We start from the raw sequence: 20,353 nt of genomic DNA on the forward strand, positions 1-20,353 counted from the left end.
ATCCGGATATCCAGGGTGAAGTGTGACCAAGAAAATCGTGAAAAATAGTGATCGGGTTTGACATGAGGTTCAATAAAATACCGCCAGCCTATAGCCTGCCTATTACGCCCGCTTACTTGCTACGCTTCCTGCAACTAAACGGCAGCATCCCGGGCGGAATAGTGGTCTGGTCTATGCCTTTGACTGTCATCTTTTCCGGTACATCGGCGCTGCCACAGACCCATTCCACAGGAACCACAGGCGCATCGGCAACGACCGCTGGCCGCATGGTCAGGACTTTTCCTTTAATGACGCCATTTGCCTGATTGCCAAATGTTACGTTGATCACGCCGTCGGTAACGCTGACGCTGCTGACAAAGTTGTTGACCATTTTGTCGGCACTTGGCAATCCGGCTGCCGCATTATCCGCAGGCATTTTTTGTGTCGCGGCCCATATTGCTGCCACTGGTTTTTTTGCGACGTCGGTCAATGGTGTAATCGATTCGATTTGTTTTTGTATGATCCGGTACTGAAATGAAGGGTAGGCCATCGCTGCCAGTATCCCGATGACGGCGATCACGACCATCATTTCAACTAAGGTAAATCCTGAATGTAGTTTTTTCATATTGGGATCAAGGCAGTTGAGCTGAATTAAATATAGTTTAACTCAGGTTCCCGCTCCTCCTGCATGGCTCAGCAGTGAGAATCTACATTTTTCTGCGTCTGGACAAATTGTCGCCTATCGCGTACCGTCATATGCCTGCTCACAAAGCAATCAACCCGGCTTTCCATTCATTGTGCATCCATACTCCGGAGTCATTACATGCGTCGTTCGCTCAAGCCTAGCTGCTCATCCACTTACTTATCTACCTATTTGACGGTCCCTTTTATCGTCTGTACTTTACTCGGCACTCTGGGATGGATGCCGCATTCGTATGCGGTTGCGGAAGAATCTAAACCTAAAGCGAAACCTGCAATGGCTGACCTGGTTAAGGCCTCCAGCGCCGCAGACTGGCGCGCGCTCGATCCTGAAAATACCTTATATATGGAACTGGAAAAAGGTCGTGTCGTGATGGAACTGGCACCCGACTTTGCGCCGAATCATGCGAAAAATATCAAAGCTCTGGTCAGGGAGGGATATTTCAACGGGCTGGCGATCGTTCGTTCACAAGAAAATTATGTCGTGCAATGGGCAGACCCCGAAGATGAAAATCCAGCTAAAAAGCGTGAAGTCAAAACTGCCAGCAAAAATCTTGAACCGGAGTTTACCGTCAAATACGACAAAAAACTTCCGTTCACGCACTTACCCGATGTCGATGGCTATGCACCTCAGGTTGGACACGCCAATGGTTTTCCTGCTGGGCGCGATCCGAAAAACGGCACCGCCTGGCTCGCGCATTGCTATGCGGCCGTTGGTGTCGCTCGTGGCAACGAGTCAAATAGCGGCGATGGAACTTCGCTCTATGTCATCACCGGTCAGGCACCGCGTCAGTTAGATCGCAATATCACGGTGGTAGGGCGCGTGATGCAGGGCATGGAGTTATTGACCACGATGCCACGTGGTAAAGGTGCCTTGGGCTTCTATGAAAAACCAGAAGAAATGACGCCAATAACATCGATTCGTATTGCCGCCGATGTGCCCCAGGCCGAGCGCAGCAAATTAGAAATCATTCGTACCGACACACCGACATTTAAATCCATCGTTGAGGCACAGCGTAACCGTGGTGGTGACTGGTATAAAGTTCCGGCAGGGCACATTGATCTGTGTAATGTGCCGGTGGTGGTGAGTCCTGCGCAGTAGCCAGACTTGTCATGCCAAGCCGAGTGGTGATTGTAAAAAGCCTGAGAGAACATCAAGTCCTCTCAGGCTTTTTTACTATGCGTGTTGGCGGTGTCAGTAACTACTTGTAGTCATTGGCCATCATTTATTGGTAGCGCATGGATGCCAATAGATGACGAGCTGAGACCTTAATACACACTCAAAAAATCACAGCATTTTCGAGAACAGTTTCCAAAATAACGATGATTCGGATTTGCTATCGCTTTCTGTGACAGCGTCGGGGTTCGAACAACCTTCAGGTAACGCGGCTTGATGAACTTTGCCGCTGATTGTGCATACCCAGATCATTTCATCATCGTCGTCTGTCGATAAAGTCAATTTGAGCATTTTGTCGTTCAATGGCGGATTAAGTTCTAAGGTGATTTGCGCTTGAGGGTCAATAGAGGCCGTCTTGATGATGTCAGGCTCTGGATTTTTAAAGCCGAGTCTGTCCAATGAATCAGGGACTAAATGTTCTTGTTTGTAGTTCTCCAGTACCAATTCGGCGGCGATCATACCGGCATCATAAGCTTTGCTGAGTTGATTTCTGACGGGTGCTTGCGCTTCACGCTCAGCAGCAATTTTCTCTTTCGCAGAATAGCTACTGTACGCCGCAAGGCCGATAGGTACCAGAAAAATGCCTAGATAGATGTATACAATGACTGCTCCTATCAGACCAAATCCTGTGTTTGGAATTAAGGTAGCAAAGATCCAAGCCAAGACATTCCGGCGAGGGAATTTTTCTTTCCGCTCAAGTTGAATACGCGCCACCCGTTTGCATAACCAAGGGTAGTCGGCCGTGAGCTCGTTGAGTGACATCCAAAACCCATTTGTCTGTGCTGTTTGCTCAATATAGGCTTGCGTATTCATGGTTTTCCAGCGTTGACTGCCGGCGGCCAGAACTGATAATGCACGTACTGCACTGCGTTTGTTATTGGTACACAGCAAACCGTATTGATCACAGGTGTATTCTCTGGCGCGTGAGTATGCGCTACCCAAGAGAGGAATCCAGCGCGCAAATACCAGCCACCAGTGATGTACCAGGTGTTTTTGTGCGATGTGGCCAAGTTCATGGCCGATATAGAAATTCAAGGCTTCAGGATCGTCCTCCAAAGCGTCAATAATTTCTGAATACAGAACCACGTAATAGCGATGCAGGAAGCGAGTAGCGAAGGCGTTTAATACGCCGTTTCCCGTCACGAGATAAAACTCAGGACGCTTTTTCATGCCTACCGTGTGGCAACAAGTCTCGAAGCGTGCATGCAAATCCGGGAATTGTTCTGCAGTTACACGAACACCGTTACCTCGCACGTAAGAAATAAAATACGAAAATGCAGCAAGTCCAACCACATATAGCATCAGCATGATGATCCAGATCAGACCGATAGTACAAAGTGTCAATAATATCCATCCTAGTGCAGAAACGACTGCCATGATGATAAATAAGGTATTTTCATTGGCGTAAGGAATCAAATCAGCGCGTTGTTTTGGTGGCGTGCTGATGATTGTTTTAGGCGTAATTTCAGACGTAATATCAGGTGTAGTGCTTTGCATTACGATTCTTTCGATGTGGCTTCGTTAATGATGACAGCGGGATTTGTGAATAAAATTCGCCGCTATTTTAGCGTAGATTTGTTGTCTAAAAAATAAAATTTATTGAGGGGCAACAAAATCAGGGCACTTGGTGCTTACGCAATTTGAATACGTAATTTACGTATTCAAATTAAGAGCGCAGATTAAGAGTGCAGATTAAGCGCACCGTTTTTCGAACAAAATTACCGTCATATCCAATTAGCGATAAATGATGTTACATGCTCACTGCCTATACCGGCTTATGTACCATCAACCAATACACGACTAATAATCCAGAAAACGCTGGGAATCCCAGGGCGATCCAGATTTTTTCATAACGCCAGTATTGATCGGGGAGTGTCGTTTTTTTGAGCGCGGCCAGCGTTGCCATATCACGCATCTTTAGTTGCAGCCAGATGACGGGGAGCCAGCAGATACCTGCCATGATGTACAGGCCCAGCGACCAGACGATCCAGACTGAATCAAGAGAAAATCCAGCGAGCCGTATCATCCAGAAACCGGATAGCGGTTGAATAATCACTGCTGGCGTCGTGAACCACCAGTCTGCACGAGCGACCCATCGGGTAACCACAGCGATGGCTTCTATGTTGCCGCTGCGATTAGTGAAGAACATATAAAAAGCGGTGCCGAATCCTGTGCCAAACATCAGTGTAGCGGACAGAATATGCAGGGTTTTGATGGTGAGATAGTCCATGTTATTTAACCGAATTTTGAGGTGAGTGAACGGATACCAGTGGCATTGCCAGCTCGGGCGTTGCTCCGCTGATGCGCCACATGACGAACATGATTGCCAGCAGGGGAATATTTTTACTCAGTGGTCCAAACGGGTGTAGCCAGAATTCAGGTAAAAAAATTGTCAGGATTATCGTATACGTTGCGACCAGTCCGCATTGCAAAGGCCATAACCAGCGGCAGTAGCAAAACATTAGTGCCAGACCGATTGTCGCATCCGTCAGGCTTGCTGCCAGTAAGCTTGACTGTTGCCATTGAGCCGGTATGCCACAGGCGGCTAACCAGTGCATGCTTTCTTGTTGCGGCCAGCAAAACCACGATACATAAGCAGTGATCAGCCACAATGCTGCGAGCGTCATACGCATCATTGGCAGGCCCCAGCTGAGTACGGCGGGATAGCGTTGTTCTGCTCTCGTAAAATTTGCCGGATCGCGTGGTGCGTAGCCGAGCAGGCTGGTCATTGCTTGCGCATCGGCAGTGTTAGAGCCATCGGCGCTTTCGGTCAACATGATTAGTGATTCTGGTGTCAGGGCACTGGCAGGATGTCGTTCTGCAATGGCGGCGGCGACCCTTGCTACCGGCAGTGGCAGTTCCAGTACCTTTGCTGGGGCAGCCTTCATACCGTCGCGCAATGCTGACAGGTAGGCGGCCATACTCATGGCGCGCGGCCCAACAGTTGCAAGTTCGCACCAAACCTCTTCCTCTGTGCAGATCAGTTTACACAATACGCTGGTCAGATCATCGATATGAATGGGTTGCACCAGCGCATGATGAGCCATTGGCATTGCCAGCAACGGCAAGGTCGCAAGGCTCAGAAATAATGTACTGCTGGCACCCTGGTCACCATATACCAATGAGGGGCGAATGATGGTCGCTGTCAGATTACGTTGCCGTAAATCGTCTTCCGCCCGTCCTTTACTACGCCAGTATCCGGTCGATGCGTTTGCCTTGCTGCCCAATGCGGAAATTTGAATGACACGAGGCCTACCAAGTTGTTCACATGCGGCAAACAGAGCGACAGGTGCTGCGTAGTGCAGCAGATCAAAGTCACCTTCGTGCACTTCGCGAATAATGCCGACGCAATTTACCACCACATCAATCTCCCGTAAGTACGGTAGCCAGGCATCGGCACTGGTCATGCTGGCAAAATTGATAGCATGCCATTCGACGTCAGGAAGCTCCGCAGGTTTGCTACGGCTGGCCGCGATGACCCGCTTGCCCATTGCATGTAAAGCAGCAACAAGATGGCTGCCAATGAGTCCGCCGGCGCCTGTTACGAGAATGTTCATACGAACTCCCTGTGGTAAGAATCTCGGAAAGTTGCGGCACTGACTGGGCGAAGTGACCACGATGCCCAGGCATCACGCAATCCCCAAACGAATACGCCGATACTCATGGCACTTAGTATCCATGTCCAGATACCGTAGTGAGTCTTATGCAAGGCATCCGGTAAAGCTATCCATCGAAGCAAAATGGGGATCAGCAAGGCGCAATAAGCACCGCCACCCATGCTTAACATTAGATGCATGACACGCTCGGTTGCTGATAGTGATCGTGTCCGGTCTTCTTCGACAAAATCCCAGGCTGTCAGAACTACTTCAATCACTAATATGCCAGCGAACAGCCATGCCCAGATCCCGTGCCACTCAAACCAGGCAAGACCGGCAAATACAACGGCATATAAGAGTTCCCGCGCGCCATGGATGGCCTGCTCCAGAATGGCGCTAGGTCGTTGCGGCAAGCCTTCGCGCCGCTCGTGGTTGATCAGCACATCTAATGCACCTAAGACACCTTGCGCCACTAAAATCCATAGAATGCTAATCATGATGCTGCCTTTGTCAAAGTGGTTTGATCCTCGCGCCATAGGCAGATCAGCGGCGGTAACATACTGATTACCGCGAACAGGTCAACCCAGACATGGTTCCAGCAGTTAGCTTGTAACGAGATCAGCATGTCTTGCGGCGCCCAGACGGCTATCCCACTGATCAATGCTTTCCAGGCAAAGCTGCTACGTTGCTGATCGCCAAAATAGACCAGTGCGCCCATCCAGATCGCGGTGGATTGCACCGTCGGCCCAAACAGCGATATCCACCAGACTTGCTGGGCACGAATCGTCGAAGTACTTGTAGCACTCAGTGCACTCAGGCTATTCCAGGCATCACCCCAGAAGGCGAGTTCTATCCCGTGATGGTAGTGATTAAAGATGGGCGCATTGGCGATCCAGGGCAGTAAAGCCCCGACCAACAAATGCATCGCGGCAGCGGCGTACATCCATCTGACTAGCCAGATTCTTTTTGTGTTTTTTGTCATGGAATTCATTTTGTGTCTCTAATTTCTGTATAGACAGAAATAACGGGTGAAAAAAAAAGCGAAAAAAAAAGCGGAGATAAAACACCGATTATAGAAACGGATTCTCTCTGCGGCATACGCCTTCATCGCAGGCCGGTATTTTGTAACCGAGTAAGGCTGACATCCGGTAGCGATTACGGGCGAAACTGCGATATAGGCTAGACAGTGCAGGACGCAGCAAGCGTATGCGTAAAGGCGCAACCATCCATGCACGACCCACCAAGGTATAAGCGACCAGCATACTGTCTAGCCCAACCAACAGCTCACCTTGATCCGTCAGGCTATGCAATTCCTGACCTAGCGCCTGCATCGTCACCCCCAAAAAATCAGGTGAAAAATCACCGGCAGCGATATCGGTAAACGCCAGATTGCCAGCGTTATTCCAATTTTTTAGTCTATGCATTTCTGCCGCGCAGAAAGGGCAATTGCCATCGAAATACAATGTCAGTTTTGGGGTGCTTATGGCGCTCATTTTAGTTGCTCCTTGTGTCAAAATTGTTTCGGATATTTTTACTTGCTCATGATTAGTTCATGAGCAAGCTTGAGCATCAATCATTACTGATCAGGCGCGCCACCTTACCGCCCATTTTTAAGAAGCGCTGCAAGGTTGCCGGTGGCAGATGTTTATAGTCTTCATAGGTAGCGGTCAGCATTTCTAAAAAAGCCAGCACTTGATCCATTTTGGCTTTAGTCGCCGCTTCCAATCCAGGATCGTTTTCTGCCTCCAAGGCGCATTCCCGCAATACAGTCAGGGTCGGATCAATTTCGCGGCGTTTACGTTCTTCGCTGATCACGCGAAATATCTCCCAGACATCTTGCAAGGCTACAAAATGATCCCGCCGGTCGTCCAGCACATGGGTAATTTTTACCAGCCCCCAGCTTTGTAATTCCTTCAGACTGTTGCTGACGTTGGAGCGGGCGACATTTAGCGTATCGGCAATATCCTCGGCTGGCAGTGGTTTGTTGCACAGAAAAAGCAGCGCATGGATTTGAGCTACAGTACGGTTGACTCCCCATCGAGTACCCATTTCGCCCCAATGGAGAATGTACTTTTGCATTGTGGGAGTGAGTTGCATGATATTTCCTTTATTTCTGTCATTGCAGAAATAATAGAATTTAAAATAACAGCCGTCAATGGCTTTATGATGTTTTTGTGCTACGTACGTACTATTTCGCTACTGTTTTTTTTGTCAGGCTTGTATTGCTGTCAGATTCCAGTGCTAGGGGTAATTATCTGCTTGATTGCTGCTGACGAGCTGGGATAACGCGATAGCGGACGTGATGCGGTCCGCTATCGTTATGGAAAAATTACCTCAACTGAGTCTTCCAAGTAGTTCTTGTGAACATCAGGCGAGGGGGGGGGCGGGTTAGCACGTTATTTTATTGCCCAGGATTGCACAACTCTGCATGAATCGCGTTGACGCCGGCGATCAGCTCATCCGGCAGCTGGATGTCAAAGGCGTCGATGTTTTCTTTGAGCTGCGTCAGATTGGTGGCGCCAATAATTGTGCTGGCGACGAACCAGCGTGAGTAGCACCAGGTGAGGGCGAGTTGCGTTGGCGTCAGCCCGTGGGTGCGGGCCAGTTCGGCATAGCGGCGACTGGCCTCGAAGACAGTCGGGCGCATGTAGCGTGGGCTCCAGGTTGCCGGAAAGCGTGTCAGTCGGCCAGCGGCGCTGGCATCTTCATTGTATTTATTGGTAAGTTGGCCGAAAGCGAGCGGGCTGTAGGCAAGCAGGCCGACGTTTTCGCGGAAGCAGGTTTCATCCAGACCTTGTTCAAAGCTGCGGTTGACGAGGTTGTAGGCATTTTGAATGGAGACAATACGGGCAACGGATTGTTGTCCGGCTTGCTTGACGAATTCGCCGACACCCCAGGCGGTTTCGTTGGATACGCCGATCTGGCGGATCTTGCCTGCTTTGACGAGTTCGTCGAGTGCGCCTAATGTGTCGGCGATCGCTACCGACGGACGTTCCAGCGCCGGGTCGAAGGATTTTTGCCCAAAGATTGGTGCATTGCGACTTGGCCAGTGCAGTTGATACAGATCAATGTAATCGGTTTGTAGTCGTTGCAGGCTGGTTTCAACGGCGGCTCGGATGTTGGCAGGTGAAAGGTCCGTATCCCCATTGCGTATCCAGCCGAAGCCGCGTGACGGGCCTGCTGCTTTGGTAGCCAGAATAATGTCTTTGCGCTTGCCAGATTTTTTGAGCCAGGTGCCGATGTAACGCTCGGTGGAGCCTTGGGTTTCGGCACGTGGCATGACTGGATACATCTCGGCGGTATCGATAAAATTAATGCCGCGTTCCAAGGCATAGTCAAGCTGGCTATGGGCGTCGGCTTCGCTATTTTGCTCGCCGAAAGTCATGGTACCTAGACAGATTTTGGATACGTGTAAGTTGCTGGTGCCGAGTTGTGTCGTTTGCATAAATAAGAGAGTCGTGATGGGAGGAATGAGGGTTATCTGGCTCCGCACAGAGGGGGAGGTCGGTACAGAAAACCCAGTTACTTTAGCGTGAATTGCGCAAAGCTGCAGCGCACTCCCTGACCAGTGCCGGGCCGCGATAAATCAGGCCTGAATATACCTGTACTAAGGCAGCACCTGCGCGCATTTTGGCTTGCGCATCTTCTCCGGAAAAAATGCCGCCGACACCGATAATCGGCAAGGTGTCGCCAAGCTCGGATTTGAGTGCGCGTATCACTTGATTGGATAATTCGAACACCGGTTCACCTGACAATCCGCCAGCTTCTTCTCCGTGCTCAAGACCTTTGACCGCATCGCGGGTGATTGTGGTGTTGGTGGCGATGACGCCATCGATCTTGTGACGTAACAGCGCTTCGGCGATGTTCTTGATTTGTTCGCTATCCATGTCAGGAGCGATTTTTAATGCCAGGGGTACATAACGTTTGTGCTGGTCGGCGAGTCGTTGTTGCGCGTCTTTGAGTTGTGATAACAGGGCATCGACTTCGCTGGCACCTTGCAGCTGGCGCAGATTTTTGGTGTTCGGTGATGAGATGTTGACCGTCACGTAGCTGGCGTAGGGGTAGACTTTTGCCAGGCAGAGCAGGTAGTCGTCAGCAGCGCGTTCGACCGGTGTATCGGCATTTTTACCGATATTCAGCCCCAGGACGCCTTGCTTGTCCTGATAAAACCGCGACGCCTGCACATTGTTGACGAAGGCATCAACGCCACCATTATTAAATCCCATGCGGTTGATGATGGCGTTGGCCTTGGGTAGACGGAACATGCGCGGCTTAGGATTGCCTGCCTGCGCACGGGGTGTCACGGTACCGATTTCAATCGAGCCAAAACCCAGGCTCGCCAGGCCATCGATATACGCACCGTCTTTGTCGAGGCCTGCTGCTAGGCCAACCGGATTGGGGAAGGTAATGCCCATGACCGTGCGTGGATCGCTGGCGGGTTTGGCAATGAGTTTGGTCAGGCCCAACGCTGCCGAGCGTCGCAGGGCGGGTAGAGTGAAGTTGTGCGCCTCTTCTGCGTCCATCGAAAAGAGTAGCGGCCGCGCTAAGGCATAGAATAATTTATCAGGCATGATTTTATTAATTAGGGGGAGTATAGGTAAAAATAGGCTTGATTCCGCAATTTATATATGGTGATTAAAAACATACATCACCCAGTATATGTTGCGGTGACAGGTATTCGTGGTTTCGGGTAGATCGCATGCGAATTGGGATGTGTCGCCCGAGTTGCTACGACCTGATTAAAGTGCTTGCCAGTGTCCTTGTAGTAATCCATCCAGTGGCTTGAAGTTGGTTTTGTATGCCATCTTTGGACTGGCGGCGATCCAGTAACCCAGATACAAATACGCTAAGTTCAGCTCGCGACACTGTTTGATCTGCCAGAGCACGTTAAAAGTGCCGTACGATGCGGCGTGATCGTCCGGATCATAAAAAGCATAAACCGACGATAGGCCATCACTCAGGATGTCAATAATACTCACCATGCGCAGAATATCCTGCTCGTCGCGGAACTCGACCAGACGTGTATTTACCCGGCTTTGCAATAAAAATTGCGCATATTGATCACGGCTGTCGTGATCCATGCCGCCACCTGCATGGCGTTGATTTTGATAGCGGTGATACAACTCGTAATGTTCGTGCGAATAGGTGAGTGATGCAACACGGGCTACCAGATTGCTGTGCTTGCTTTGAGCGCGGCGCTGACTGCGATTGGTAGTGAATTCACGGATGCGCACACGTACTGGCGTACAGGCCTGACAGGTATCGCAATGAGGGCGGTAAATAAAAATCCCGCTGCGGCGAAAACCGTTTTTGATTAATTCGGAATAGGTATCGGCATTGATCAAATGCGCGGGAGCCGCAACCTGCGAGCGTGCTTGCAGTCCATCCAGATAGCTGCATGGATAGGGTGCGGTTGCATAAAACTGTATGCTGGAAAATGGTAATTCGTTGAGTTGAGTCACTACTTATTCATCCAGGTAATCGGCGTCCAGCTCAAAATAGGCGGCAGGCAAATTGCATGTTGCAGGTGAGCGATGAAATCGCTGCGACTGATCGGCCTGGCGCCCAGAGACGCCAGATGCGCGGTCTGCTGCTGGCAGTCTATCATTTCCACGTCGTTTTCACGTAAGAAAAATACCAGATGGGCGAGGGCGATCTTTGACGCATCGCTGACTCTTGCAAACATCGATTCGCCGTAAAACATGCGGCCTATGCAAACGCCATAAGCACCGCCAACCAGCTCGCCATCAAGCCAGACTTCGGACGAGTGAGCGTAGCCCGCGGCATGCAGGGCGCAGTACCCCGCCATAATCTCTTCCGATATCCAGGTGCCGGCGCCATCGCGGCGTGGTGCGGCACAGGCACGCATGACTTGTTCGAATGCGCTGTCGAAGCGGTATTCCCAGCGAGGATCTTTGGCGGTTTTTTTGAGTGTCTTTTTCAGACTATCGGATAACTTGAAATCGGCTGTTTTTAATACCATGCGCGGATCAGTAGACCACCATAAAACAGGCTGCCCCTCTGAAAACCAGGGAAAGATGCCGTGTTGATAGGCGTCCAGCAATCGCTCGGCCGATAAATCTGCACCAGCCGCCAGCAATCCTGCTGCGCCGTCTTTTTCTAGTAACGCCGTTTCAACATCAGGAAACGGCGTATCAACCTCTAGCCAAGGAATCATGCTACGGCCTGGCAGCGGATTGGTAACTGCACCAAAAAAACGCCATTTTCTGGTGCAGATCTTATGAGGTAAAAAATCACAGAAAAATTCTTTATATAAATCATGGACTTAAATTTTGCACCGAATTGGAATAAATTTTGCTTTTAAGGTGCATTATTCATTTAAAAATGCACTTTTATCGGGAGATTTTTGTAATGGACGCACATAAAAGCGGCGCAGATGCCTTATTTATTTTGCTAGGCGCAATCATGATTTTAGCGATGCATGCCGGATTTGCATTTCTAGAGCTTGGAACGGTACGCAAGAAAAATCAGGTTAACGCCTTGGTTAAAATTTTGGTGGATTTTGCCGTATCGACTATTGCTTACTTTTTTATTGGTTACACGGTTGCCTATGGTATCCAGTTTTATGCCGGGGCTGACGTTTTGGCAGAAAAAAATGGTTTTGAGTTAGTGAAATTCTTTTTTCTGTTGACCTTTGCTGCCGCGATTCCGGCAATTATTTCAGGAGGTATTGCTGAACGCGCCAAGTTTTACCCGCAATTGGTTGCTACCGCCTTGCTGGTTGGTGTTTTGTACCCATTTTTTGAGGGTATTGCGTGGAATCAACGTTTTGGTATTCAGGCTTGGTTGAAGGCAATGTTCTCAGAAGAGTTTCATGATTTCGCCGGATCTGTCGTGGTGCATGCGTTTGGTGGTTGGGTAGCTTTGCCAGCGGTCGTTCTTTTGGGTGCGCGACGTGGTCGCTATATGAAAAATGGTGCTATTGCCGCGCATCCTCCTTCTAGTATTCCTTTTCTGGCATTAGGCGCCTGGGTGCTGACAGTGGGCTGGTTTGGTTTCAATGTCATGAGTGCGCAAACCTTGGATAAGATGAATGGGCTGGTTGCAATCAATTCCTTGATGGCCATGGTTGGCGGAACCTTGGTTGCATTGGTGCTGGGCAGAAATGACCCTGGTTTCGTTTATAACGGGCCTTTAGCCGGATTGGTTGCTGTTTGTGCAGGATCCGATTTAATGCATCCTCTTGGCGCACTTATGACGGGCGGCATTGCGGGAGCAATTTTTGTGGTGATGTTCACCTGGACGCAGAATAAATGGAAAATAGATGATGTGCTGGGTGTCTGGCCTTTGCATGGATTATGCGGTGCATGGGGTGGAATTGCCGCCGGTATTTTTGGTTTGAAAAGTCTGGGTGGTATCGGTGGGGTTAGCCTGATGTCGCAGTTGATCGGCACGTTGCTGGGTGTTGCCATCGCTGCTGCTGGCGGTGTGCTGATTTACGGTGGATTAAAAAAAATCGTTGGAATTCGCTTGGAGCCTGAGGAGGAGTTTGAAGGGGCGGACCTGAGTATTCATAAGATCAGCTCGACAGCGGAGCGTGAGACGAGTTGGTAGCCTCGGTGAGAGTATTGCTGGCGCGTTGACATTAGCTGTTGATGGAACTGCGTGTAAGCCAGATCGAGATTAATCCGCTAGCTGCCTGAGCTCACGATTTTCTAAGGCTTTTAAGGCAAATAATAGTCCGACGCCGAATATCATCGCGCCAGCCGCCAGATATAAACCCGATGCATAGCCGCCTTGATGTGCGGCGAACCAGGCGGTGATCGCAGGTGCGATGATCTGGGCCACGCCATAGGAAATCGTCATTTTGCCCATCATTTTCGCCGGGCGCGTCGGATAGTAGCGACCTGCCATGCTCAGTACCAGGCTAACCATGCCGATAAAAGTACCGCCAAACAGCAGTGCGCCAGCGATCGCCGCATTGAGGCCGCCAACCGCGACGGGTAATAAAATTCCGGCGGTTTGCAGAATCGCGGCAAGCAATAATGCATTCAGGTCTCCCACTTTGCGCGCGACCAGATCCCAGATGATGCAGGCGGGAGCTGCCGCAATGCCGATGGCAAAAAACACCAAGGTTCCTTTTCCAGCTAAGCCGGGCAGGCGATCAACGATGGCAACAATAAAGGTTGCACTGACGACATAGCCCACACCTGCGCAAAAATAAGCTGCCATGAATATTTTTAAGAATAAAGCGCTAGGTGGATTGTCTTCCATCGCTTTGCCACTGGTCGTTAGCGCACTGCTATCTGGTGCTGGCAGCCAGCGTAGTGCGGGTATCAGCAGAACACATCCGATCGCAGAAAACACAAACCATTGCTGGCGCCAGTCGAGCGACTGGCTCATGAGTGCGACTGCGGCAGCGCAGCCTGCAATACCTAATCCCAGGCCGGAAAAATGAATACCTAATTCACTACGGTGGTTGTGCCGGATGAGCCAGTTTAATATCAGTCCAGTGCCCAGTAACATAGCGGCAGCGCTGCATAATCCAGCAAGATAGCGGGAAATAATCCATATAACGAGGTTACTGCTTAATCCCATCATGATCGTGCTGACTACCGCTAATATCATGCCGGTCCGGTAGAGTTTGTCCTTGAGGTGTAAGTCATTGATCTGGGAGGCGATCAATGCGCCGCTGAGATAGCCTGCGTAATTGAATGTCGCCAGCCAGCCGGCGGCAGAAATGCCCAGCCCTGCTTGTTGCTGCATAACTGTTAACAGTGGCGTGTAGGCAAACCGGGCGATGCCAACGGCAAGAATCAAGCTGAAGACACCCGCACTTAATGCTTTAATGCGTTCAGCTTGTGGATTCATCTGGGTCTCTTTGTGCTGATGACGGGAAGGTGGTGAATACTGAATTAGCTGCGCATCGGCTTAAAGATGTCGTGTTCGTGCAAGCTATATTCGCCGCCTTGCTTCACCAGTGCGAGATCCTTGAAGAAGAACTTCAGGGTATGACTCACTGTTGGGAAGGCGATGTCATCCCAGGGGATATTTTCTTCCGTAAATAGTTGCACATCCAGGCTCTCGGTACCAGCTTGGTAGTTGGTATCGAGCAAGGTCGCCCGGTAGAATAAATGAACCTGATGTACGTGCGGCACATTCAGAATCGAGAACAATTCATGTAGTGCGATATTGGCGCCGGCTTCTTCAACGGTTTCTCTTTGCGCTGCCTGACTGGTGGTTTCATTATTCTCCATGAATCCTGCTGGCAAGGTCCAATACCCATAGCGCGGTTCGATCGCACGCTTGCACAGGAGTATCTGTATTTCGCCGTCATTTTCCCATACTGGAATAGAGCCGACGACCACTTTGGGATTCTGGTAATGAATGGTGCCGCAACTGGGGCAGACATGGCGCTCACGAGTGTCGTCAGCGGGGATTTCGATCACAACAGGCGATGCACATTCGGAGCAAAATTTCATAGCACAAACAGTGGAATTGGGTGAAGGGATTAACATAAGTGAAGTACGCGACCGGATGAGCGAAGTGTAATTCAAGCCTAAGTGTATCACTCCAGATCAGGATGTCATTTTTGTCGATCCCAGGGCAAATTCAGGCGTGGTATAGGTGCGCATAAAACGCCGGAAACTTGCGTGTAACATCGGCGATGCACAGACAAAACTGAGAAAGTCATTGCGCAAAGCAGCAAAGTCGGATATAGTCTTGTTTCTCAGACGCGGGGTGGAGCAGTCTGGCAGCTCGTCGGGCTCATAACCCGAAGGTCGTAGGTTCAAATCCTGCCCCCGCAACCAGAATTACAATAAAAAAGCCACGTATTAACGTGGCTTTTTTATTAGCCGGATGATTATTCTTTGATTTGAGTCGAAATTCTGGACTACAATCCAGTGTCGAAGTTGCTTAATAAGTTTCATCATGGTTTGGATCGGTTTGGTGGTGCGCTAGTGCACAATGATCTTGATCCGGTGATGAAATGCACGCAGCGAAATGAACGCATAACCAATGATCCTTTTGGTTAATGCCAAACAGTAATTGTTCGCCTAGATGGCATCCGTCACCTTATAGAGTGACATAAATTAAAGAACAGGTTTTGGCTGAAGAGCTTCTTTCAGTGCCGTTCTATGCTTCATCAGATCAACTAATCAATGTGCTAAAGAGTTTGCATGAATACTGCTGAGGCCAAGCGAGTTCTCGAAACCGCCTTGCTATGCGCGCATGAGCCGCTTACCGTCAATACGATGAAAAAACTGTTTCAGGACAGTGACGATTCCAATGAAGTAGTTGGTGCTGATACGATTAAATCGATGCTGGAAGATTTGCGTATTGACTGGTCGGACAAAGGTATTGAGCTGGTGGGCTTGTCTACTGGCTGGCGTTTTCAGAGCCGTCCCGAGATGCGTGCTTATATAGATCGCTTAAATCCTGAAAAGCCTCCCAGATATTCAAGAGCAACGCTGGAGACGCTGGCGATTATCGCTTATCGTCAACCTGTGACGCGTGGTGATATAGAGGAGATTCGCGGTGTTACTGTGGCCTCCCAGATGATCAAAACATTAGAAGATCGTGGCTGGATAGAAACGATAGGGCATAGAGATGTGCCTGGTCGCCCATCATTGTTTGCGACGACGAAACAGTTTTTGGATGATTTGGGATTGTCCTCTCTGAATCAGTTGCCTCCTCTGCAGCAGGTGACTAAAGATAATGTTGCTGAAGAGGGTGTTCAGGAATTGGATGCACTTGGGGTGAACATGTTTGCTGAGCAGGAAATGTTGCCGCTTCAGGATGAACTTGCAGAAATAGTGCCAGAGGGAGTGGCAAACCTGATGGTGTCTGTCTCGACAGAGGTTGAGGTGGAAAGTGAAATACTAAGTACGGCCAATAATGGCACTCAAAACGACACGCAAAAAGCCGACGTGAGTGTTGGGGTGGTAAGTCAAGAGTTGACATCGGAATCCGATGTGAATGCTTCGGCATTAAGTCAGTCAAATTTAGAACAGAATAATGAACACAAATAATCCAGACGATATTAAGTCCAGCGTTGCCGGAGAAGCCTCGGGTAGTGATGATTCTTCGCCGAAGACCGCCAAGCGTGGCGTTAGAGGCCCGCGTAATCTGCGTCGCTCGCGACCGAAGTCGGATGTGGTTGAGGCAGATGCTTTGGCTTCAGCGGTAGCTGCAATCGACGTGGCGGCACCTGACCGTAAAGGAGCATCTGAAGGCGTGGTTCGTAAGCCGCGTGCGCCGCGGGCGCAGGGTGAGCGAACCGAGCGCGGTGAGTCGCCGCGTCGCGAGGTAGCAGGAATGCAGGGGGCGCGTGGGCCAAGAGATGAGCGGGCTGGGAATCGCTCTTCGCATGCGGGTAAAGGGCGACATCCAAGTCAGGCGCGCGGAGCGCGACAGGGTGTGAAACCAGTTGCCAATAATGCGGATGATGTATTTTCATTTGTCACATCTGAGGCATTTGATGCAGATGCTGATGCAGCGAATAAAGCCAAAGGGCGCAATGCTAAGCCTGTGCGTCGGGATTTGACGGCCGAAGACGATGCGCCTAAATTGCATAAGGTGCTGGCGGAGGCTGGTTTGGGTTCTCGTCGTGATATGGAAGACCTGATTGTTGCCGGGCGCGTTTCTGTCAATGGGGAGCCGGCACACATTGGTCAGCGTATTTTGCCTACGGATACGGTGCGTATCAACGGCAAGCCAATCCAAAGAAAAATCAGTAAAAAACCGCCGCGCGTGCTGATCTACCACAAGCCGGCCGGGGAAATTGTCAGCACCAGTGATCCTGAAGGTCGCCAGTCTGTGTTTGCCAGTTTGCCGCAAATGAAGGTCGGTAAATGGTTGGCAGTCGGGCGTCTTGATTACAACACCGAGGGTTTGTTGTTGTTCACGACATCCGGTGATCTGGCAAATCGTCTGATGCATCCGCGGTATGGCATTGAGCGTGAATACGCGGTCCGTACACTGGGTGATCTGGAGGAGGGAATGCGCCAGAAATTATTGGCAGGCGTTGAGCTTGAAGATGGTCTGGCACAATTTTCCAAAATTATGGATGGCGGTGGCGAAGGCGTTAATAAATGGTATCGCGTCGTTATCGGCGAGGGTCGTAATCGCGAAGTGCGTCGTATGTTCGAGGCAGTTGGTTTGACGGTATCTCGTCTGATTCGTACTCGGTACGGTGCAATGACACTGCCCTCTGGTCTAAAGCGTGGTCGCTGGGATGAGCTAGAAGAGGATGCTGTACGCAGTTTGCTGAAGCTCAGCGGGTTGGAGAAAGTCGGCGGCGATAAGCCTGTTGGCAAAGATCCTGCTGCCCGCCCTAATGGCAATAGAGCTCCCGGTCGTCCGGTGAATCCGTTTGATAAGCCAGCTGGTCGCTTTAATGCGCCACGCGCGGAGTTTGGTGCGCCTCGCGGTACGAATGGTGATGCTCAGGGAAAAAAACGTCCTCGTCAGCCAGATCCTTTGCAAACTGCGCTGGGATTTCCTGATGCCGGGCGTCCGCGACGTTCTGGCGGTGTGGTCAATGGAGGTACTGCGCGTGGTAGTGGTCAGGCTATCGGTCAAGGTATTGCGGCGCGTCGCCGCTCTAAGGGCGGTTAATGTGTTGCTTACCCAGTATTTACTTCGTTTTTCCATTGCGATAGAGTAAATAATCGTTTATAATCTTGGAGTTAGAAGATTTGCCTCCATCATTTGCAATCGATGCTGGCGTTGTAAAAAAGATGGGCTTTGCCCATTTTTTTTTGGCGAAGCGTTTTAATGCTTTAGCGAAACAATGCTGTGATGCGCGCAGCTTAGGTAAATCTGGCACTTTTCGGAGAACACTCTTGCAGTTGTTGGAATTAATAGAAAAAACCGTGAATGGTACTGGATACGATCTGGTGGATTTTGAGCGGGCAGAGCGTGGCTTGTTCAGGGTGTACATCGACTATCTTCCTGCTGATCTGGAGAAAGGCAATATTACAGTCGAAGACTGTGAGAAAGTCAGTCACCAGTTGTCGCACGTATTGACGGTCGAAAATGTGCTTTACGAACGTCTGGAGATATCCTCTCCTGGCTTGGATCGGCCGCTCAAGAAATTAGCAGATTTTGCGCGCTTTGCGGGTGAGAAAGCGACAATTAAATTGCGTTTGCCTATGGTGGGTGCGGCAAATCGCAAAACATTTGAAGGCGTATTGCATGAGCCTGAAGGTGATACGTTGAAGTTGGAATTTGAAGGTAAAGACGGGGCGGCAATGCTGGAGTTTACGCTCGCCGATGTGGATAAGGCACGGTTGGTGCCGCAAGTGGATTTTAGGAGTCGCAAAGCATGAGTCGCGAAGTTTTACTATTGGTTGATGTGCTGGCGCGTGAAAAAAACGTCGATGAAGATATCGTTTTTGGTGCGCTGGAGCATGCTTTGGCACAGGCCACAAAGAAGCGTTACGAAGGCGAAGTTGATATTCGCGTAGAAATTGATCGGGATACAGGTGAGTACAAATCTTATCGTCGCTGGCGCGTTGTGCCGGATGATGCAGGTTTGCAACTGCCGGATCAGGAAATTTTGCATTTCGAGGCAGTTGAGCAATATCCAGATATTGAAGTCGATGAGTGCATCGAAGAGCCGATCGAGTCCGTTGAGTTGGGTCGTCGTTTTGCGCAAGATACGAAGCAAGTTGTATTGCAGCGCATCCGTGATGCCGAGCGTGAGCAAATTCTGGCTGATTTCCTGGAGCGTGGTGATTCCTTGGTCACAGGTACCATTAAGCGCATGGAGCGCGGCGAAGCTGTGGTGGAGTCCGGTAAGATTGAGGCGCGCCTGCCTCGTGATCAGATGATTCCTAAAGAAAATCTGCGTGTCGGTGATCGCGTTCGCGCTTACATTTTGCGTATTGATCGCAATGCCCGTGGTCCGCAAGTCATCCTGTCTCGCACAGCACCAGAGTTCATCATGAAATTGTTTGAGCTCGAAGTGCCGGAAATTGAACAAGGCTCACTGGTTATTAAATCCGCTGCGCGTGACCCCGGCGTACGTGCCAAAATTGCAGTTTACACTAGCGATAAGCGTATTGATCCTATCGGTACTTGCGTCGGTATGCGTGGCTCACGTGTGCAGGCTGTAACTGGTGAGTTGGGCGGCGAACGTGTAGACATCGTTTTGTGGTCTGAAGACCCGGCACAATTCGTGATCGGTGCTCTGGCTCCGGCGAATGTCTCTTCTATCATGGTTGATGAAGAGAAGCATGGTATGGACGTGGTTGTTGATGAAGAAAATCTGGCGATTGCAATTGGTCGCAGTGGCCAAAATGTACGCCTGGCGGCTGAGTTGACTGGCTGGCAAATCAACATCATGACAGCAGAAGAGTCTGCGAATAAAGCTGAGCAGGAAACTGCCGGTATTCGTGCTTTGTTCATGGAAAAACTCGACGTGGACCAAGAGGTTGCCGATATTCTGGTCGATGAGGGCTTCTCTAGCCTGGAAGAAATCGCTTATGTGCCAATCAGCGAGATGCTGGAAATTGACGCTTTCGATGAAGATACCGTCAACGAATTGCGTAATCGTGCCAGAGATGCCTTGCTGACTGAGGCAATCGCCTCTGAAGAAGGTGTCGAGGGTGTAGAGGATGCGCTGATCAATCTCGAGGGTATGACTCGTGTGATCGCCGGCAAGTTAGGTCTGGCTGGTATCAAGACGTTGGATGCTTTTGGCGGCTTGGCGTATGACGAATTTGGAGCGATTTTGGCCTTATCTGCTGAACGTGCGCGCCAATTGATTAAAGATGCATTTGAAGATGTGACTGATGATGAGATGAAGCTCATCGACGCTAAATATGATGATCATGCGAAGGCTTTGTTGGCTGCAGCGTGGAAACTCGTAGAAGCAAAATAATTCCGAGTTTATGATCATTAAAGCGTTTTATCAGGCGCACACAGAAAAAGA

The 20,353-nt window shown here is 50.1% G+C and carries 20 protein-coding genes and 1 tRNA gene; 7 read left to right on the forward strand and 14 right to left on the reverse strand.

Translation table 11 applies throughout. From position 1 onward, the window contains the following. Positions 1-112 precede the first annotated feature (112 nt). Complete coding sequence (locus tag ACO0LE_RS12355; RefSeq protein ID WP_422960654.1) at positions 113-604, reverse strand: pilin; 492 nt, start codon at positions 602-604, stop codon at positions 113-115. 198 nt (positions 605-802) lie between these two features. Here ACO0LE_RS12355 and ACO0LE_RS12360 point away from each other — a divergent pair, with 198 nt between their 5' ends. Next, positions 803-1,780, forward strand: a complete 978-nt coding sequence (locus tag ACO0LE_RS12360) for a peptidylprolyl isomerase (protein ID WP_422960655.1) — start codon at positions 803-805, stop codon at positions 1,778-1,780. A 186-nt stretch (positions 1,781-1,966) separates the two neighbouring features. Here the strand turns inward: ACO0LE_RS12360 and ACO0LE_RS12365 are convergent, their stop codons facing one another. The 11 genes from ACO0LE_RS12365 to aat form a co-directional block, all read right to left on the reverse strand. After that, positions 1,967-3,352 (reverse strand): M48 family metallopeptidase, encoded by a 1,386-nt coding sequence (locus ACO0LE_RS12365; protein ID WP_422960656.1) that lies wholly within the window; start codon positions 3,350-3,352, stop codon positions 1,967-1,969. A gap of 268 nt (positions 3,353-3,620) precedes the next feature. Beyond that, the gene (locus ACO0LE_RS12370) at positions 3,621-4,085 is read right to left on the reverse strand and encodes a DUF2269 family protein (RefSeq protein ID WP_422960657.1); all 465 of its coding nucleotides are present in this window, start codon (positions 4,083-4,085) and stop codon (positions 3,621-3,623) included. Position 4,086: 1 nt separating this feature from the next. Continuing rightward, entirely contained in the window at positions 4,087-5,412 is a 1,326-nt protein-coding gene (locus ACO0LE_RS12375) for an SDR family oxidoreductase (protein WP_422960658.1), read from the reverse strand. Further along, entirely contained in the window at positions 5,409-5,948 is a 540-nt protein-coding gene (locus ACO0LE_RS12380) for a hypothetical protein (protein WP_422960659.1), read from the reverse strand. The genes ACO0LE_RS12375 and ACO0LE_RS12380 overlap by 4 nt, the downstream gene beginning before the upstream one ends. After that, complete coding sequence (locus tag ACO0LE_RS12385; protein WP_422960660.1) at positions 5,945-6,433, reverse strand: cell division protein; 489 nt, start codon at positions 6,431-6,433, stop codon at positions 5,945-5,947. The genes ACO0LE_RS12380 and ACO0LE_RS12385 overlap by 4 nt, the downstream gene beginning before the upstream one ends. Positions 6,434-6,521: 88 nt before the next feature. Further along, positions 6,522-6,944, reverse strand: coding sequence for a thiol-disulfide oxidoreductase DCC family protein (locus tag ACO0LE_RS12390; RefSeq protein WP_422960661.1), 423 nt, complete (start codon positions 6,942-6,944; stop codon positions 6,522-6,524). A gap of 76 nt (positions 6,945-7,020) precedes the next feature. After that, positions 7,021-7,548: a GbsR/MarR family transcriptional regulator gene (locus ACO0LE_RS12395; protein ID WP_354334858.1), complete on the reverse strand. Its 528-nt coding sequence runs from the start codon at positions 7,546-7,548 to the stop codon at positions 7,021-7,023. A 304-nt stretch (positions 7,549-7,852) separates the two neighbouring features. Then, positions 7,853-8,896, reverse strand: coding sequence for an aldo/keto reductase (locus ACO0LE_RS12400; protein ID WP_422960662.1), 1,044 nt, complete (start codon positions 8,894-8,896; stop codon positions 7,853-7,855). An 82-nt stretch (positions 8,897-8,978) separates the two neighbouring features. Then, entirely contained in the window at positions 8,979-10,022 is a 1,044-nt protein-coding gene (locus ACO0LE_RS12405) for a quinone-dependent dihydroorotate dehydrogenase (RefSeq protein WP_422960663.1), read from the reverse strand. Between the two features lie 168 nt (positions 10,023-10,190). Beyond that, complete coding sequence (locus ACO0LE_RS12410; protein WP_422960664.1) at positions 10,191-10,913, reverse strand: arginyltransferase; 723 nt, start codon at positions 10,911-10,913, stop codon at positions 10,191-10,193. Further along, positions 10,913-11,629, reverse strand: a complete 717-nt coding sequence (gene aat, locus ACO0LE_RS12415) for a leucyl/phenylalanyl-tRNA--protein transferase (protein WP_422960665.1) — start codon at positions 11,627-11,629, stop codon at positions 10,913-10,915. The genes ACO0LE_RS12410 and aat overlap by 1 nt, the downstream gene beginning before the upstream one ends. Positions 11,630-11,823: 194 nt before the next feature. On the opposite strand from aat, the gene ACO0LE_RS12420 reads away from it, so the two are divergent. Then, a complete protein-coding gene (locus ACO0LE_RS12420; protein WP_422960666.1) occupies positions 11,824-13,026 on the forward strand; it encodes an ammonium transporter in 1,203 nt (400 codons plus the stop codon). A 69-nt stretch (positions 13,027-13,095) separates the two neighbouring features. On the opposite strand, the gene ACO0LE_RS12425 is transcribed toward ACO0LE_RS12420, so the two are convergent. After that, positions 13,096-14,283: a YbfB/YjiJ family MFS transporter gene (locus ACO0LE_RS12425; RefSeq protein ID WP_422960667.1), complete on the reverse strand. Its 1,188-nt coding sequence runs from the start codon at positions 14,281-14,283 to the stop codon at positions 13,096-13,098. A 44-nt stretch (positions 14,284-14,327) separates the two neighbouring features. Continuing rightward, positions 14,328-14,894, reverse strand: a complete 567-nt coding sequence (locus ACO0LE_RS12430; RefSeq protein WP_422960668.1) for an NUDIX hydrolase — start codon at positions 14,892-14,894, stop codon at positions 14,328-14,330. A gap of 253 nt (positions 14,895-15,147) precedes the next feature. Here ACO0LE_RS12430 and ACO0LE_RS12435 point away from each other — a divergent pair. The 5 genes from ACO0LE_RS12435 (at position 15,148) to nusA (ending at position 20,302) form a co-directional block, all read left to right on the forward strand. Then, a tRNA-Met gene (locus tag ACO0LE_RS12435) sits at positions 15,148-15,224 on the forward strand. Positions 15,225-15,593: 369 nt separating this feature from the next. Continuing rightward, on the forward strand, positions 15,594-16,445 hold the full coding sequence (scpB, locus tag ACO0LE_RS12440; RefSeq protein ID WP_422960669.1) for an SMC-Scp complex subunit ScpB: 852 nt from the start codon (positions 15,594-15,596) through the stop codon (positions 16,443-16,445). Continuing rightward, positions 16,432-18,033, forward strand: coding sequence for a pseudouridine synthase (locus tag ACO0LE_RS12445; protein ID WP_422960670.1), 1,602 nt, complete (start codon positions 16,432-16,434; stop codon positions 18,031-18,033). The genes scpB and ACO0LE_RS12445 overlap by 14 nt, the downstream gene beginning before the upstream one ends. Positions 18,034-18,260: 227 nt before the next feature. Beyond that, entirely contained in the window at positions 18,261-18,746 is a 486-nt protein-coding gene (gene rimP / locus ACO0LE_RS12450; RefSeq protein ID WP_422960709.1) for a ribosome maturation factor RimP, read from the forward strand. Continuing rightward, positions 18,743-20,302 (forward strand): transcription termination factor NusA, encoded by a 1,560-nt coding sequence (nusA, locus tag ACO0LE_RS12455; RefSeq protein ID WP_422960671.1) that lies wholly within the window; start codon positions 18,743-18,745, stop codon positions 20,300-20,302. Before rimP ends, nusA begins: the two co-directional genes overlap by 4 nt. The last annotated feature ends 51 nt before the right edge of the window (positions 20,303-20,353 follow it).

Source organism: Undibacterium sp. Xuan67W (genome assembly GCF_049340165.1).
GTDB lineage: Bacteria > Pseudomonadota > Gammaproteobacteria > Burkholderiales > Burkholderiaceae_D > Undibacterium.